The organism is bacterium (genome assembly GCA_019695305.1).
Lineage (GTDB): Bacteria > UBA10199 > UBA10199 > UBA10199 > JAIBAG01 > JAIBAG01.
This window is the reverse complement of sequence record JAIBAG010000001.1, coordinates 52,528-68,332: the sequence shown is the minus strand read 5'-3', so window position 1 is coordinate 68,332 and position 15,805 is coordinate 52,528. Positions and strand designations below refer to the sequence as shown.

Below are 15,805 nucleotides of genomic sequence, written 5' to 3'. Positions count from 1 at the left end.
GGTGGTAGAAAGGCATCAAAAAATTATGACAGAAAAAGAAAGTGTTTATTGGGCATTACAACAGTTTACTTTTGCTGTAAAACTGGTGGTATGTTGTTTTAATGCCAAAATCGATTTTAATATATTTAAGCCCAAAGTTACTTTTAATATTCAGAATGATGTAACTTTTGATGTCCCTGAATGGGATATTATAAATCAAGAAGAATTGAACAAGGCAGTCATGAATCAACTAATGGCATCGCTTGCCGCTTGTACTATTGCCGTAGACGAGGCCCTTTCAATTAGGCATGGTAAAAGTAGTTTTCGAAATTGGGAAAAAACCCCATCTGATTTAAATGCACTTCGTGAAATTATTTTTTTAATTCGATCGGCATATGCTCATAAAATGCCTGATGTTTATTGGAATATAGATCCAAACAGAAATAAAGCGATTTATACTGTAAATACGCCCGATGGGCAGGTTCAGCTTGATGCTAGAGATAAACATGGTACGAAACTAAAATTTCCTCATTTTGGTGGCCTTAAAGGGTATTTACATTTAGTAAATTTTGCTTCTGATGTTCTAAGTTAATTCATAGCATGCGAAATACTATGAAAACCGTCACTTATTATTTTGACCCCATCAGTCCGTATGTGCATATGGCTTTTCATGGCCTGCCTGCGTTTTTAAAACGAAATCAAAATGTACAAATCAAATACGTTCCCGTTTTATTTGCAGGCCTTCTCAATGCCCATGGGCAAAAGGGGCCGGCTGAAATAGCAGCCAAGCGCGTGAATGTGATGAAAGAGATTTTACGTTTTGGAAAAATTTTGGGAATTCAAATGAAGCTGCCACCGCAACATCCTTATAATCCACTCACAGTTTTGCGAATTTTAACGTCTTTAGGTGAAGGTGATGAATGCTTTAAGCTGGCAAACATTTTTTCAAAAGCGTCGTGGGAAGAGGGGCTTGACATATCAGATGCTAACGTTGTTCGGTCCATTCTTATGAATAATAAGTACGACGCCGATGCGTTACTTGCGAAAGCAAACGATCTCGCTATCAAAAACAAATTAAAAGAAAATACCGATAAGGCAATTAACCAAAACGTGTTTGGTGTGCCTTCATTTGTGGTGGATGACGAAGTATTCTGGGGCAACGACCGTTTGGAGCATCTCGAATTATATCTCCAGGGCAAGCTGGATATTGATCGGAAATTATTTCAAGAGATGATGAATCGCCCGCGTGGGGCCGATAGAAAACAAATTTAAGCTTGTTCGATTAATTCTTTTAACGTTTCCATAAAGCGGGCGGCATCGCGTCCGTCCATCACGCGGTGATCAAAGGCTAAAGTCCATTCCGATACAGAGCGTATAGCAATACCTTCACCCACAATCCACGGGCGTTTTTCAATGCGGCCCATGCCTAAACTTGCTGCTTGCGGGTAGGGAATAATTTGGACCCCTACGTTTGTTCCAAAATATCCAAAATTGTTAAACGTAAATGTGGCGCCGGTAACTTCATCCACACTCAGCTTGTTGTCTTTTGTTTTTTGAAGCAAAGAGTTCCATTTTGTTTCGAAATCTTTTTCAAGATGGGCATCTTTTAGCACAGGAACAAAAAGCCCTTTATCGGTATCTACACTCACCCCCAAGTGAATTTTATTAAAAGTACGGATCGTGGGCGGATCATTTTTATAAGTAGCGTTTACCAACGGGTGTTTTTGAATAGCGGCTTTTAATGCCGGCCACAGAAGAACCAAATAATTTTGTTTTGTTTGTTTTCGTTTTTCTACAATTTTAGTCATATCAATGGTCACATTGGTATGCGCGTGCGGGATAGTGGTTACCGCTTTAAGCATATTTTGAGCAATGCGTTCGCGGATAGGAGAGACGGGGATGTCTTGGTAAAGATCTGTGCCATTCCGGCGTAGGCCGGAATCCAGGTTCGGTTTTATCAGTTTCTCAATATCCTCCTTGGTGAGTTTTTCTTTTTGATGCTGTTCTAAATAATCTTCAATTTGTTTGTCAGAGAGATTGTGCTGCGTGATCATTTTCCGTATATAAGGTGAATGAGAAAGAGGGGCCTTGTTTTTAACCGGAGTTTCTTTTTTAGTTTCTATAATCGTTGTTTGAGAAACTTCCGGGCCTTTTTGACCCAAGCCCATCATTAAATAGTTTTTGGCTTTAGAATCTTCCACTTCTAGCACTGCAATTGGTTCGCCTACGGGAACATTATCTCCATTGTGATGTATAAGCGTTGTAATACGGCCTTCAAAGGGCGATTCAAATTCAAAGAGAGCTTTTTCTGTTTCTAGCTCGCTCACAATATCGCCTTCTTTGATCATATCGCCCTCTTTTGCAATCCAGCGGATGATTTTTCCCTCGGTAATAGTTTCACCGGGTTGAGGCATGGTGAGATAAATTTGCGTCATTTTAATACTCCATTAATTTTTCTGCTGCCGTTGTAATGTCTTGAATACTGGGTAAATAATATTGCTCGAGCGTTGGATTTGTAGGAACAGGCATGTGTTTAGCTCCAATCCTCACAATGGGTGCTGCTAAATCATGAAAACACTCTTCTTCTAACATAGCAGCAATCTCGGCTCCAAAGCCGCTTGTTTTAGGGGCTTCGTGCAGCACAATGGCGCGGTTTGTTTTTTTAAACGATTCTTTAATGGTGTCTTTATCTAAAGGGGCCAGTGTCCGTAGATCGACAATTTCGGCAAAAATATTTTTTTGTTTTAATTCCTCACGCGCTTGTCTTGCCCAATGAACTGGTGTTCCATAGGTAATGATCGAAATATCTTTTCCTTCGCGGTCAATATTGGCTTTTCCCAGGGGCACCGTATAATCACCCTCGGGTACATCATCTTTAATTTCACGATAGAGCTTTTTTTGTTCAAAAAATAAAACGGGGTTTTTATCTCTTATGGCACTGATCAAAAGCCCTTTGGCATCGTGGGCGGTAGCGGGCACCACTACTTTTAACCCCGGCACGTGTGTAAACCAGCTTTCTAAACATTTAGAATGAAAATTGCCGATATTCATGGCGCCTCCGCTGGGAGCTCTAATGGTGATGGGTAGAGCGGTGCCAATGCGGTAATGATACGTAGCGGCTAAATCTACCAAAGGGGACATGGCCGTGGTGAGGAAATCTGAAAATTGAATTTCAGGAACAGGAACTAACCCCGCCACGGCCGCCCCAACAGCTTCGCCCATAATCGCAATTTCACTTAGCGGTGTGTTGCGCACACGCTTTTCGCCAAATTCATCCACTAAACCTTTAGTCACTCCAAACACGCCGCCATATTGGGCAATATCTTCTCCAAAAATGTACACGTTGTCATCACGGCGCATTTCTAGAGCCAGTGCTTCTTTAATGGCATCGGCGTAATAGAGGGGTCGATTCATTTTGCAAATACATCGTCCAACTGCTTATCCACTGTGGGCCCCGGCATTTGACTAATCCGTTCCACAGCCTCATTCACCAGTTGGGCGAGTTCTTCTTTTTTGTTTTTAAATAAAAAATCATCCGCGACCCCATTATTGATCAATCTTTGTTCAAAATTTGAAATGGGGTCGCGGGACTTCCAATATTCTATTTGATCTTTAGGCATGTATTGAGCGCGGTCGTGTGTGCCGTGGCCAGCCATGCGCATGGTTTTGCATTCTACTAAACTTGGGCCATTACCATTTCTTGCATGATCAACGGCTTTTTTAAGGTGATTATAAACCTCTACCACATTATTGCCGTCGCATGTTGATCCTGGCATGCCGTAAGCGCTGGCTCGTGCCGAGATATCCTGAATGGCATATTGCTGATGGGTGGGTGTAGAAATAGCCCAGCCATTATTGTTGCAAATAAAAACAACGGGCAGTTTAAACACGGCTGCGTAATTCATGGCTTCGTGCACAGCACCCTGTGAGGAGGCACCATCGCCAAAAAAGGCGAGTGTAACATTGTTTTCGCCTTTGTATTTGGAGGCCCAGGCTACACCGTTGGCAGCAGGAAGCATGGCACCCATGTGCGAGATAAATCCCAATATTCTTTTTTGCGTGTTTCCCAGGTGCACATTGGCATCGCGTCCCTTGGTGGGGCCATCTACTTTACTAAAATATTGCATGAGCAAATCATCCACCGTCAGTCCGCGCATGAGCAAACAACCAAAATCACGATGGCTTTGTGCCACCCAATCGTTTTCTTTCAGCGTATAAGCAGCCCCAATAGACACCGCTTCTTGTCCCGTTGATAAATAACCTTTACCGATAATAAGTGGGTTTTTGGGGTTTTGGTGTGAGCATATGTAATGAATTTTGTCTTCCAGGGTGCGGGTTAAAACCAGATAATGGTAGAGATTCAGCAAGTCTTGCTTGGTGAGGAGAGAATGGATCAAACCATGTGTTGCCAGTTCCTGGGGTTGTTGTGCATCCCCGCTCGGTTTGAATCCATGCAGATCTTGTGAATCCAGCATGGGCATATGCAAATTGTAAAAGAAAGGCGTTGATTCCGTCTATGGAAATCTTTATTCTGAGGTAGATTTTGATGTGGTGCGTTAAGTGGGAGAAATTACTTAAAAATCCCTTCCAGAACCTTTCTTATATTGAGACACGCTTACGCTCGGGCCGACCCGAGCGACGCTCCGCCACCGCCAATTGGGTCTATTGTATCCCGGTTGTTCCAATTGACGACGGAGGGTCTCAATATAAGAAAGGTCCCTCCAGGGATTTTTAAGTAATTTCAAGAAAGTGTTTAGAGAGTTTTTTATAAGAAGATGAAAAAAGCAAAACAACTAAGAGATGGTGACATTATCGGTATTGCGGCCTCGGCGAGTCCATTTGAAAAAGATAAATTTTTAGCCGCTGTGGAGCATCTTCGGTCTAAAGATTATAAAGTTTTTTACAAAGACGATATCTTTGAAAAGAAAAATTATCTGGCTGGTAACGATGCCAGACGTGCTAAAGAGCTGCTTTCTCTTTTATCAAATAAAAAAATAAACGCGCTGTTTTTTGCCCGTGGTGGTTACGGGATGATGCGTATTTTGCCCTTTGTTGATAAGATGATGAAGCCCAGCCATCCTAAAATTGTGATGGGCTATAGCGATATCACGCCACTTTTAAATTATCTCACGCAAAAAAAGAAATGGATTACTTTTTACGGGCCGGTAGTAGCTAAAGACTTAACGCCACCAGTGGATCTTTTAACCGAAAAAACACTTTTTCAAACACTTACCGGAATTGTGCAAAAACCGTTTTACCAGTTTGACGAAACTGTGTGCTTAAAAAAGGGTAGGGCGCAGGGCATGCTGACTGGGGGATGTCTATCTCTCATCATTTCTACATTGGCCACTCCTTATGAGCTTGATACGACGAACAAAATATTATTTTTTGAAGATATTAACGAAAAACCCTACGCGGTAGACCGCATGCTGACTCAGCTCAAATTGGCTGGAAAACTTAAAAAGGCCAAGGGAATTATATTTGGAAATTTTGTAAATGGTGGTGAGAACGAGCATTATATTGAAACCATCAAGGATGTTTTAAAAGATTTTAAAGGCCCGGTGCTATATAATTTTCCGGCAGGCCATGGGGCGCAAAAAGTGACACTGGCTTTTGGAGCCAAGGTGGAGCTTAACGCCACAAATAAAACCCTCAAGTATCTGGAAAGTCCTCTTGAATAAAATTGATTCTTTATTCGAACAAGCTTTAGCCGATGGCGTTTTTCCCGGGGCCAGTGTTCTTGTGTTGAGTCATCAGAAGATTGTTTTTGAAAAAGTGTATGGCTTGGCGCAAAAAGAACCTATAGAGCGTGCCTTAACGCCCCATTTATTTTTTGATATTGCCTCTCTTACAAAGCCCATTGCGACCGCGACACTCTTCATGAAGGCGGTAGAACGAAAACTTTGTTCCCTTCATGATCCTCTTTCCAAATATTTTTCGAAAGCAAATCCACAAATAACATTAGCTCATTTGCTCAATCACTCTTCCGGTCTTGCTGCTTATAAAGAATATGAGAAAGAATCGCATCCAGCTGACATAAAACAGTGGATGACGGATAAAATTGTTTCCGAGTCTTTAGAAAACCCCGTGGGGACTAAAGTGGTGTACAGTGATTTGGGTTATTTATTATTGGGTTTTATTTTAGAAAAAATATTTTCATTACCCCTTGATGTATTATTTAAAAATGAAATTGCCAATCCCCTGAAGCTAAATCTATTTTATAATCCAATCAGTAAGCCGCTTGATAAAACAGAAAGTCATTTTGTGGCCACCGAGCTCTGTCCGTTGCGCAATAAAATTTTATTGGGCGAAGCGATGGATGAGCGTTGTTATCTGCTTAATGGTGTTGCCGGCCATGCCGGCCTGTTTGGCACAGCGCGGGATGTAGCGGGGTATCTCATAGAGTTAAGGAAAGTTGAAAAAGGCGAGAGTACTTTTGTTAATCCGGCAGTCCTTAAAACTTTTTTAACAAAGCCAGCTAGTGGTGGCTTTACTCTTGGTTTTGATACGCCCAGCTTTCCTTCGTCATCCGGCAAATATTTTTCAGAATTGTCGGTGGGTCATCTGGGTTATACCGGCACTTCTTTTTGGTGGGACCGTAAAAAAGATTTTTCTGTTATTTTACTTACCAACCGCATTCATCCCACACGAATAAACGAGGCTATTAAAAAATTCAGGCCTAAAGCGCACGATGTGATTGTAGAAAATTTACATCAATAAGAGTTTTTATCGGCAGAATCTGTGGGACAAATGTTTTCTCCATCACAACAAGGAGCCTGGTTTTGGCCAAAGAGGGGGCATGTGCTATTTAGGCAGGCACCATGGCCGTGCACAAATTCCAGAATTGTTTTACACAGCTCACAAATTTTGGGCGCTTCATCCATTAAAATAATTTATATTGAGCAGGAGCGGCAGGCGTGTCGCTTACCGGTTTTTTGTATTTTTTCCAGTCTACCTTAACTTCCTTTTTCTGGTTACCCAGCTTGGATAAGTAGGAAATTTTCCCGTTGGCAACACCGTAATCAAAAACTTCTTTGGTTACTTTTACGTCATTTAAACAGTAATTTTTGAGTTCTTCTATTTTACCCTCGCGCCAGTAACGGATAGCATCCAGCCCGTGTCCGTTTTTACCTACGTTAAGAGTAGCCTGAGCTACGCTATCGAGCCCCACACGATGACCCAAAATATTTTTAAGATCGTCCATGATGTCAAACAAGGGAAGTTTGGTAACATCTACCGAAAGATAGGGTTGTAACACAGGCATGTCGAAATATAGGTGATTAAACCCAATGATGAGCGAAGCATTGATAAGCAGATTTTGCAGAACGCCAAACTCGTGTTCTTGGTAGGCCTTGTAGGTATTGGTTGCATAATCGTACACACCCACAACCGAAATGCCAAGCTCGGCCAGGTTGTTGCGGCCTCCTACTTCATCAAAAGTTTTTTTGGTTTCTAAATCGAGTACTAAACGGGAGTCTTTTACCATGCTTTCTTAAAGCAATAATTCCATACAAAATTCAACAGAAAACTGTTTAGCCTTCATTTTTTTTGTGATAGTTTAGCGTCACATGAAAAAAAGCATCGCAATTGTAGCCCACGACAATAAAAAGCCAGAAATTCTCAAGTGGATAAAGGCTCATCTACATATTATTAAAAAGCTTAATATTATTGCTACGGGTACTACCGGCACACTCATTCAGAATGAATTTAAACTAAAAGTTAAAAAATTAAACAGCGGGCCCTTAGGGGGCGATCAACAAATTGGAGCTTTGATTACTGAAGGTAAAGTGGACATGCTGGTTTTCTTTTGGGATCCGCTAGAACCTCAACCACACGATCCAGATGTAAAGGCTCTTTTGCGTGTGGCGGCGGTGTGGGATATTCCGGTAGCTTGTAATAGGTCTACGGCCGATGCTCTCATGGCTTCCCGAAAAATGTTTAAATAAGTCGGTTTCTCTTTTTTCCTTTTAAAAAAGCCTCAATATTTTTTCCCATTTCATCCGTCAATCTTTGGCGCGATTCCAGGCTGGCCCAGGCTACGTGCGGGGTAATGAGCACTTTATTTCTGATTTTTTTATCAAAGAGAGGATTATTGGCCGATGGAGGTTCTTGTTGCATCACATCCGTTGCATAACAGGCGAGCCTGTTTTGTTTTAAGGCTTGTGCTACATCGGGCTCATTGACTACAGGTCCACGCGCTAAATTAAGAAGGACGCAATCCTTTTTCATCATCTTGAGCGATGTTTTATTGATGAGATGATGGGTGTGGCGTGAGAGCGGACAGTGGAGCGAGATAAAATCACTTTTTTTCAAAACGGTTTTAAAAGAAACTCTGCCCTTTGTACTGCGCCCTGGTATTTGGGATGCTAACACGGTCATGCCAAAGGCACGCGCTAAACGAGATACTTCTTTGCCAATATTGCCATAGCCTATTATGCCCAATGTTTTACCGCGTAAATCGCGAAATGGATAATCAAGTAGTGCAAAGTGAGGCGAGCGGCTCCATTTTTTAGCAAGAGTACTATCACGATGTTCTACTAAACGGTGAGAAGTGGCCAGCATCATCATCAGGGCATGTTCGGCAACAGTTGTGGTGGAATAGCCGGCTACATTGGTAACGGCTATTTTATTTTTGGCGCAATAATCCAAATCAACATTATTAACGCCGGTGGCCGCTACGCTGATAAGCTTAAGCTGTGGTAATTGTTTTAATTCCTTTTCTTTAAGAACAATTTTATTGATGATGGCTATATCGGCTTGCTTAAGTCGTGTTATTACTTGAAACGATTTAGTGTCGCTATAACATACTAGACGGGCTTTTTTATAGAGCGGAGATAAATCTATATCACCTAAATCGAGCGTAGACGCATCTAAAAATACAACACTCGGATTATTCATACTAAAAATTTTATTCACCCAAAATTTGCACAGCAACCTGACGATTGCGAGGCCCATCTAAATCAATTAAGCACACACGTTGCCATTGTCCCCAAAGGGGTGTGCCATCTTTCACAATCACTGTTTGTGATGGGTTACCAAAGAGGAATGATTTAACATGGGCATCGCCATTGCGATCGCATTTGTGATCGTCGGCACAGAGATTTTTCCAGCGTAAAGGACCGTTGTGTAAGTACGATTTTGTTTTAGGGGCAACTTCGCGGAGCATGTTATTGATATCGCCCAACAGGCAGGGTTCATCTAATTCGTTCACACTGATAAAGCATGTGGTGTGCATTGTTTGAATGGTTAAAAGGCCATTTTGAATGCCGCTTTCTTTTACCCAATCATAACTTTGTTCGGTTAAATCATTCACGTAAAAATAATCCAAATCTTGCACATGGTCTTTTAATTTGGGGTCTAAAGTTAAAAGATTGTTTTGATCGGAGTCAATTTTAAGTTGTTTGAAGAAAGTTTTCATAACGAGTTCCACGCCTTAACCTAAAGGTATGCGCATTGCCAATATTTTTTGTGATCGATATCAGTATTGATAACTAAAATAGTAAAATATTTATAATTATTAATATTTAAAAATAAATTTTATTGTTATTTATCATATATTTAATTAATATAATAGTTTATATGGTGTATTCTAAAAGAATACATTTTATTAGCAACTTTCGTGACATATTAACCGATACTATATACAAGGAAATTATGGAAACTGTAAAACCTAATATTTTTACCTATGACAATTACCGTACTTATTTAAAGGACCTGTATCTTTATCATAAAGAATCCAAGGGCAAAGTATCGTTTCGTTTTTTGTCGCGACAGGCCGGTTTTAAGTCCCCCAATTTTTTTAAACTAGTAATAGATGGGAAGCGGAATCTCTCTAACGATTCTATCGATAAAGTGGCTGGTGCTTTTAAGCTTAATAAAGAGGAGCGTGGCTTATTTCGCAACTTAGTTATGCTTAATCAGGCTACAACCTCGGATGAAAAACGTCATTTTGCCGAAGGCCTTATTAGCACCAACTATTATAAAAAGGTAAACCCGCTTAAAGAAGCGCAGCATGCTTATTATACCAACTGGTATTATGTTCCTATCCGTGAGCTGGCGGCCAGCCCCTATTTCGTTTCCGATCCGGAATGGGTAGCGCGCCAGCTCACACCCTCCATCACCACTCACGAGGCTAAAAAAGCACTGGATGATCTTGAGTCCCTTGGCCTTCTTAAAAAAGATGAAGAGGGAAAATACACGCAGAGTGAATCTCTTGTTTCCACCGGTGATGAAGTGGTGAGTAGCTTGGTGGTGCAATTTCATCGCGAGATGATGCAAAAGGCAGGCGAAGCGCTCGATATCATTTCTGCATCCGAAAGAGAAATTTCATCGGTTACTTTTGGACTGTCGCCTGAAAATTTTAACCGCTTTAAATTGATGATTCAGGCGTTTCGTAAAGAATTGCTTGCGTTAGCCGATGCCGAAAAAAGTCAAACTAGGGTCTATCAACTCAATTTTCAGCTTTTTCCACTTAGTAAAGATACCAATCCGGGGGTTAAGACAGGAGTTAAAAAATGAAGTCTTTTGTTTTAAAAATAATGAGCATGTTGTTGTTGGTTAGTTTTGTTGCCTGCGGCAATGGAACTAATACGGGAAACCCAACGCCTGATCCTGGTTGTGGAAATTGTGGTATAGGGCCAGCTGATGAAGAGACATTGTGTGAGGCAAGTGGTGGCATTCTGTTAAGTGAAACCGAATGTGAATGTCCAGATGAGAATATTATCGATCCGGATGAAGAATGTCCGGCCGAAGAAGAGGGATAATTTTATAAATAAAGGGGGAAGGGGGCTTAATAATAACGAGAGGTCTATAGAAAGAATAAAATATGAAAAACTTAATACGAAATTTTTTAAGTGTGTCTTTGATTTTTTTTGTCATCAACTGCAATAGTAGTAGTAATAGCAGTACAGAAACTAAAGATAATAAGCTTGTAATTAAACCAAAAGGGGAAATGCCAGATAGTCTCTCTGTTTTAAACGCATCTGTAACCAGCTTATCAACCGATGAAATGCGTCAATATCTCTCGTTTGATCCGCTCGTATCGTCTCGCTGTGAGTTTCCAAATAGCGATAGCTTTAAAACTATTTCGGATGAATTAGGTGGGTTTTCTAAACCTTATCAAATACCAGTTGCTGAAGACGATACCAATCCCCGTGTGTTATCGGGATTTGAAGGCTGGGACCTAGTAGAAGATGTGGCATTAAGCCCTGCATCAGTTGAGATTCTTCGCCCCGATCTTGTAGCTCAAGAACAAAATCATGCTTTGTATTTATCCAGGCCCCTTGGTTTATTTATGGCGGATGTTAATAGCGCTAATCCTGTGGCCAGCAAAATCAGTTGTGCCGTAACTTTACCGGGATCTCCTAAAAATTTTATTTTAAAAGATAATGCCATTCTTGTTTTTACCAACAGTTTGGATGGTAAAAGTGGCGGCGTTCTTAAGTACACTATTGAAAATGGCAATTTGATTTATGACAGCGGTGTGTTTTTAGAGAACAAATTTATTGTAGATGCCCGCTTGTTTAATCATACACTGGCCGTTTATACACAAACTTTTTCGGATGAAGATCCGGAGCCTATACCATACTGGTATTATCAAGAACCTAAAAATTATTCACTCACCATTATAGCAACAAACGATAAACTTTTAGAAACATCGCATGATGATTTTCTTTATGAGGAAGAAAAAGATGATGCCGATGTGGTTTCGTCGTGGACACGCTACAATAATTTTGTAAGTGCCAGTGATCGTTATTTAGTGGTAAGCCGCTCTCATAATGAAATGGTATTAGACCATTACGAAAAGCGTACTTATCAAGAATGTACTGCTTATAGACAGGTTACAAAAGAAGTGTGTCATATCGAGTGGGAAAAAGTACCTAATCCAGATTATGTAGCGCAGGGATCTACAGTTTCGTGCCGTGGGAGTTTGTTAGAATGTCTGCAATCTAAAGGTCCTAGTTTAAGTCGTTATATCTATGTCAATAAAGGGACCGAATGTGAAGATGTTACGTATCAAGTGTGTACACAGACAATTACAAAAACAGACGACTACCCCATTTATAGGGATGATTTATCCACTCGTTTTACCATCTACCGTTTTGAAAACGATAATTTTATTCGTTTGGATGATACTCTTTCAACTGTTAGTACTAATAAAATTAACATCACACAAAACCCGGTTGAAATTAAAGGCCATGTTGATGATTTAAGCCGCCTCTATTTTAACGAGGGATTCTTTTATGCGTTATCTACCGAAAATGAATTAAACACATTTTCATTGCAGGGCAATTCTGTAATTGAAACCAATGTTTTGGAGGGTATTGGTACAGATGCTGAAAGAATTTCGGCTTCTCAGTTTTCGCCGGAAAAACTTTTTGTCAATACCACCGATAATTCTAACTATTATGATGTCATGGATTTGAGCACTCTCCATGCGGTTAATTTAACAAACCCTGCAATTCCTGTTTTGGATAGTGATATTGCATTGGCGGGAGATTTGTCTCAAATGTTTGTTTTGGATAATCAATTGCTTGCTTTTGGCACTACCTTTTATGGTGCAGCAGAAAGCCGTCAGAGCATGGGAACAGTAAATTTATTTGATTTAACGGGCGCCGAACAAGATGCCTTATTGTTAGGCACCGATTATCAAAATTATAGTTCTTTGGCCGATAATGATGACCAGGTGGTTCGGGTTGATGAATCGCTGAAGAGAATTATTCTTCCTTTTACAAGTTCGGGCTTTGTAGATGGCTTGGGATATTCTTATAAAGATCGTCTGCAAATTGCTGATGTGGATGGAAATCAAATTAATGACGTGGCTACTTTTGAGCTTAACACAAGCGCTGAACGTGCTTTAAGTTTTGACGAAAATGTGGCCATGAGTTTTTCAAACTATCTCATCAACATTTTTTACAAAACCGATACCTGGCAAAGCCATGCTCTATTAGACATTCATTTACCTAACACTGTTTATGAGGCGGTAGTGAATGAGTATTGGGTTAGAAAAACAACAGTCAACGATTCCTATAAAATGGCCATCACCACACCAGATGATGTTTTTGCCAGCACGCCGTTAGATGAAATGAGTGTACCGACGGCCACTACTCATGTTTGCTACGGAGAAGAGCTTTATTTTGCTGGAAATGGTTTTTTCTTGGTGTCGGAAGTGCCCGGCCTTTATGCCACACGGGATGATTGTGGTGAATATGCCGATATAAAACTTCAATTTAGAGGCTGGCATGTGGACAACGGCAAATGGGTAGAAACAGACCAAGCAACCATGAAGGCACAATATGATTTAATTGTGGCCGATTACCAATGCGTGGTGGATATCAATAGTTTTGAAGGTAAGGTGCTGGCTGTTGATACCATGCCCGATAACGTAACCTGTTATACGATGGAGGAATATAACGACATTAGATACCATTGGTATGATTAAAACTTTTTCTCTCGGAAACTAGACCTCTTCGGGAGGAACGAAAAGCAGGGGGCTTTGCCCCCTGCTATATTTTTTCTGTATCATGTCACGTGATAGCTCTGTATTTATTCCCCTTTATACTCATTGAAATTAAGCCAAACAAACACTAGAATAACTCCGCTATGCCTCACACGAAGTTGCAGTATCTCTATTTTAGCCTAAGCCTCATTATCAGCTTGTTTTTCTTAGGCTTTTTTGCGCCTTATCAAAAAGACCTCCACTTTCCTAAAAACCTGGCTTTAAATCAAGTCACTCCGCATACGGTGGTAGAAGAAGCAACACAAGAACCGCTCATTTTATTTCCGTTTACAACCGATGCTATTCAAATCAAAGCCAGTGGTGAAGATCCCGAAAGCCCAAGCGGTGTTGATGATTATTTGGCGGCTCGTCAGCGTTTTCTGGAACGTTTTGGTAACGATTATGACGAAGCCTGGGAAGAAGCGCCCTCGAGTATTACCGGAAACTTTCAGGTCCCTCAGGCCTTGCGTGAAATGGTGGGATTTTGGATTCAAATTTTTGGCGTGTACGGAAAAAATCAGTTTGTGTTTCACAACCGTGACGATGTGGGTATTGTATACAGCTCGCTCGATTTAAGTGATGTGTTGCCTTCCGAAGACGGTACAATGAACGCCGATTTAAAAACGCTCAAAAACCAATATCTGAACGACGAATTAAAGCGCATTCAGAAAATGCTGATTAGCCTCAAAGAAAAATTATCCAAGAAGGAAGCTCTTAACGATGAAGAAAGTCGTATTGTGTCTCTTTTTTCACGCCCAGGCGCTCCCAAATTAGATGAATCGCTGGGGATGGATTCTATTCGTATTCAAGGTGGTTTTTCGCATCGTTTTCGTCAGGCTATTACCTCATCGGGACAATACATGAAAGAAATGGAAAATATTTTTGCCATGAAAGGTATTCCGGTTGAAATTACACGGCTCCCATTTGTAGAATCGGCTTTTGATGTAGATGCTGTATCGAGCGCACAAGCAGCAGGGCTCTGGCAATTTATCCCTGAATCGGGTGAACGTTATTTAAAAATGGACGAGTATATAGACGAACGTCTCGATCCTATTTTGGCTACCTATGCGGCGGCCAGCCATTTAAAAAATGATTACGATCTTTTAGGAGCATGGCCACTTGCTATTAATGCCTACAATACAGGCCCTGGTCGCATCATGGATGCAATGAAAACGCTTAAAACAACCGATATTGGTGTGATTAATCGTTTTTATAATGGGCCAGGCTACAAATTTTATTCACGCAACTATTATCCCGAATTTTTGGCAGCCCTCCATGTGTACGAAAACCGTGATCGCTATTTTGGTAAAATACGCATTTTACCTTCCATTAAATACGATTTATTTTTAACCCAAACGCCCGTCAATTTGTATGAACTATCAAGCTCGCTTGCCGTAGATAACGAAGTGATGCAAAAATTAAATCCGGCGCTTGCACCCGAAGTGTTGGCCGGTGAAGTTAATTTGCCGGGTGGATATTTGGTAAAAGTGCCTCACGATTTGGGCAAGCTATTTGCCAGCCGTGCCGATGAAATGGACAAAACTAAAAATCAGGGGCGCTTTTATTTGGCCCAAAAAGGCGAAACACTTGAAAAAATAGCCAAAGATTTAAAAATGTCGCTAACGGTTTTGGAAAGTATGAACCCTTATTTGCCCGGTGAAAAGCTTGCTCAAGGGGCCTTGGTAGAGCTGCCGCAGGCGGCCGATATGGCACGTGAGGGGGTTGACGAAACCGTATTACAATGATTATGAGTATTTTATGAATGAACGTTTGTCACAAATTTTAAAGTCGCAAAACCGTAAGCCTCTTAATTTAAAGCTAGAAAAAACACCTGTAGAATCGGCTGTTATGGTGTTGTGTATGGCGCATCCGGTAGAACCACATATTGTGCTTACCAAACGTTCGGAAGAAGTAGAGCATCATAAGGGTCAAATTTGTTTTCCGGGTGGTGTTAAAGATGCAAGCGACAACACGTTGTGGCAAACAGCACTGCGTGAAACATACGAAGAAATTGGCCTGCCTCCTCAAAAAGTGCACTATGTGGGTGAATTAAGTCAGGTGGTAACTCCTACTAATTTTATTATTCATCCTTTTGTGGGCTGGATTGACGAAGCGTATGAGTGGAATACGAATCCTACCGAAATTGCCCAAATTTTTACTGTTCCGGTATCGCATGTATTAAACCCCCAAAATTTTGTTTTAGAAAAAAGAAATTATTTTGGCAGCGAGTACCACGATCCTGTTTTTACCTATGGAGAACATCGCATTTGGGGGGCCACCGGGCGTATTTTGGTAGATTTGTTAGAAGCCTGGAAAAGTTTGTAGTTT

General features: G+C 40.9%; 16 protein-coding genes. 10 read left to right on the top strand and 6 right to left on the bottom strand.

Annotation, left to right across the window (positions count from 1 at the left end; genetic code table 11):
- The first annotated feature begins 25 nt into the window (after positions 1-25).
- Together K1X76_00345 and K1X76_00340 are read left to right on the top strand one after the other, a co-directional pair.
- Positions 26-571 (top strand): hypothetical protein, encoded by a 546-nt coding sequence (locus K1X76_00345; GenBank protein ID MBX7147506.1) that lies wholly within the window; start codon positions 26-28, stop codon positions 569-571.
- 20 nt (positions 572-591) lie between these two features.
- Positions 592-1,251: a 2-hydroxychromene-2-carboxylate isomerase gene (locus K1X76_00340; GenBank protein MBX7147505.1), complete on the top strand. Its 660-nt coding sequence runs from the start codon at positions 592-594 to the stop codon at positions 1,249-1,251.
- On the opposite strand, the gene K1X76_00335 is transcribed toward K1X76_00340, so the two are convergent.
- The 3 genes from K1X76_00335 to K1X76_00325 are packed head-to-tail and all read right to left on the bottom strand — an operon-like array spanning position 1,248 to position 4,460.
- Positions 1,248-2,414, bottom strand: coding sequence for a 2-oxo acid dehydrogenase subunit E2 (locus K1X76_00335; protein MBX7147504.1), 1,167 nt, complete (start codon positions 2,412-2,414; stop codon positions 1,248-1,250). The genes K1X76_00340 and K1X76_00335 overlap by 4 nt on opposite strands.
- Before the next feature lies 1 nt (position 2,415).
- Positions 2,416-3,393, bottom strand: a complete 978-nt coding sequence (locus tag K1X76_00330) for an alpha-ketoacid dehydrogenase subunit beta (protein ID MBX7147503.1) — start codon at positions 3,391-3,393, stop codon at positions 2,416-2,418.
- Positions 3,390-4,460 (bottom strand): thiamine pyrophosphate-dependent dehydrogenase E1 component subunit alpha, encoded by a 1,071-nt coding sequence (locus K1X76_00325; GenBank protein MBX7147502.1) that lies wholly within the window; start codon positions 4,458-4,460, stop codon positions 3,390-3,392. The genes K1X76_00330 and K1X76_00325 overlap by 4 nt, the downstream gene beginning before the upstream one ends.
- A gap of 294 nt (positions 4,461-4,754) precedes the next feature.
- On the opposite strand from K1X76_00325, the gene K1X76_00320 reads away from it, so the two are divergent.
- Entirely contained in the window at positions 4,755-5,660 is a 906-nt protein-coding gene (locus K1X76_00320; protein MBX7147501.1) for an LD-carboxypeptidase, read from the top strand.
- The gene (locus tag K1X76_00315; protein ID MBX7147500.1) at positions 5,653-6,699 is read left to right on the top strand and encodes a beta-lactamase family protein; all 1,047 of its coding nucleotides are present in this window, start codon (positions 5,653-5,655) and stop codon (positions 6,697-6,699) included. The genes K1X76_00320 and K1X76_00315 overlap by 8 nt, the downstream gene beginning before the upstream one ends.
- Positions 6,700-6,862: 163 nt before the next feature.
- Here K1X76_00315 and K1X76_00310 read toward each other — a convergent pair whose 3' ends face one another.
- On the bottom strand, positions 6,863-7,465 hold the full coding sequence (locus tag K1X76_00310; GenBank protein MBX7147499.1) for a helicase: 603 nt from the start codon (positions 7,463-7,465) through the stop codon (positions 6,863-6,865).
- A gap of 82 nt (positions 7,466-7,547) precedes the next feature.
- Here K1X76_00310 and K1X76_00305 point away from each other — a divergent pair, with 82 nt between their 5' ends.
- Positions 7,548-7,925 carry a methylglyoxal synthase gene (locus tag K1X76_00305; GenBank protein MBX7147498.1) on the top strand — a complete coding sequence of 126 codons (378 nt, stop codon included), beginning with the start codon at positions 7,548-7,550 and terminating at the stop codon, positions 7,923-7,925.
- Here K1X76_00305 and K1X76_00300 read toward each other — a convergent pair.
- Together K1X76_00300 and K1X76_00295 are read right to left on the bottom strand one after the other, a co-directional pair.
- Positions 7,918-8,877 carry a D-2-hydroxyacid dehydrogenase gene (locus K1X76_00300; protein MBX7147497.1) on the bottom strand — a complete coding sequence of 320 codons (960 nt, stop codon included), beginning with the start codon at positions 8,875-8,877 and terminating at the stop codon, positions 7,918-7,920. The genes K1X76_00305 and K1X76_00300 overlap by 8 nt on opposite strands.
- Before the next feature lie 10 nt (positions 8,878-8,887).
- Positions 8,888-9,397 carry a secondary thiamine-phosphate synthase enzyme YjbQ gene (locus K1X76_00295; protein MBX7147496.1) on the bottom strand — a complete coding sequence of 170 codons (510 nt, stop codon included), beginning with the start codon at positions 9,395-9,397 and terminating at the stop codon, positions 8,888-8,890.
- Positions 9,398-9,633: 236 nt separating this feature from the next.
- On the opposite strand from K1X76_00295, the gene K1X76_00290 reads away from it, so the two are divergent.
- The 5 genes from K1X76_00290 to K1X76_00270 all read left to right on the top strand — a co-directional run bounded on the left by K1X76_00290 (position 9,634) and on the right by K1X76_00270 (position 15,802).
- A complete protein-coding gene (locus K1X76_00290; GenBank protein ID MBX7147495.1) occupies positions 9,634-10,497 on the top strand; it encodes a TIGR02147 family protein in 864 nt (287 codons plus the stop codon).
- A complete protein-coding gene (locus K1X76_00285) occupies positions 10,494-10,742 on the top strand; it encodes a hypothetical protein (GenBank protein ID MBX7147494.1) in 249 nt (82 codons plus the stop codon). Before K1X76_00290 ends, K1X76_00285 begins: the two co-directional genes overlap by 4 nt.
- Before the next feature lie 188 nt (positions 10,743-10,930).
- A complete protein-coding gene (locus K1X76_00280; GenBank protein ID MBX7147493.1) occupies positions 10,931-13,420 on the top strand; it encodes a hypothetical protein in 2,490 nt (829 codons plus the stop codon).
- Positions 13,421-13,581: 161 nt separating this feature from the next.
- A complete protein-coding gene (locus K1X76_00275) occupies positions 13,582-15,222 on the top strand; it encodes a transglycosylase SLT domain-containing protein (GenBank protein MBX7147492.1) in 1,641 nt (546 codons plus the stop codon).
- A gap of 13 nt (positions 15,223-15,235) precedes the next feature.
- A complete protein-coding gene (locus tag K1X76_00270) occupies positions 15,236-15,802 on the top strand; it encodes a CoA pyrophosphatase (GenBank protein MBX7147491.1) in 567 nt (188 codons plus the stop codon).
- Positions 15,803-15,805: the final 3 nt, after the last annotated feature.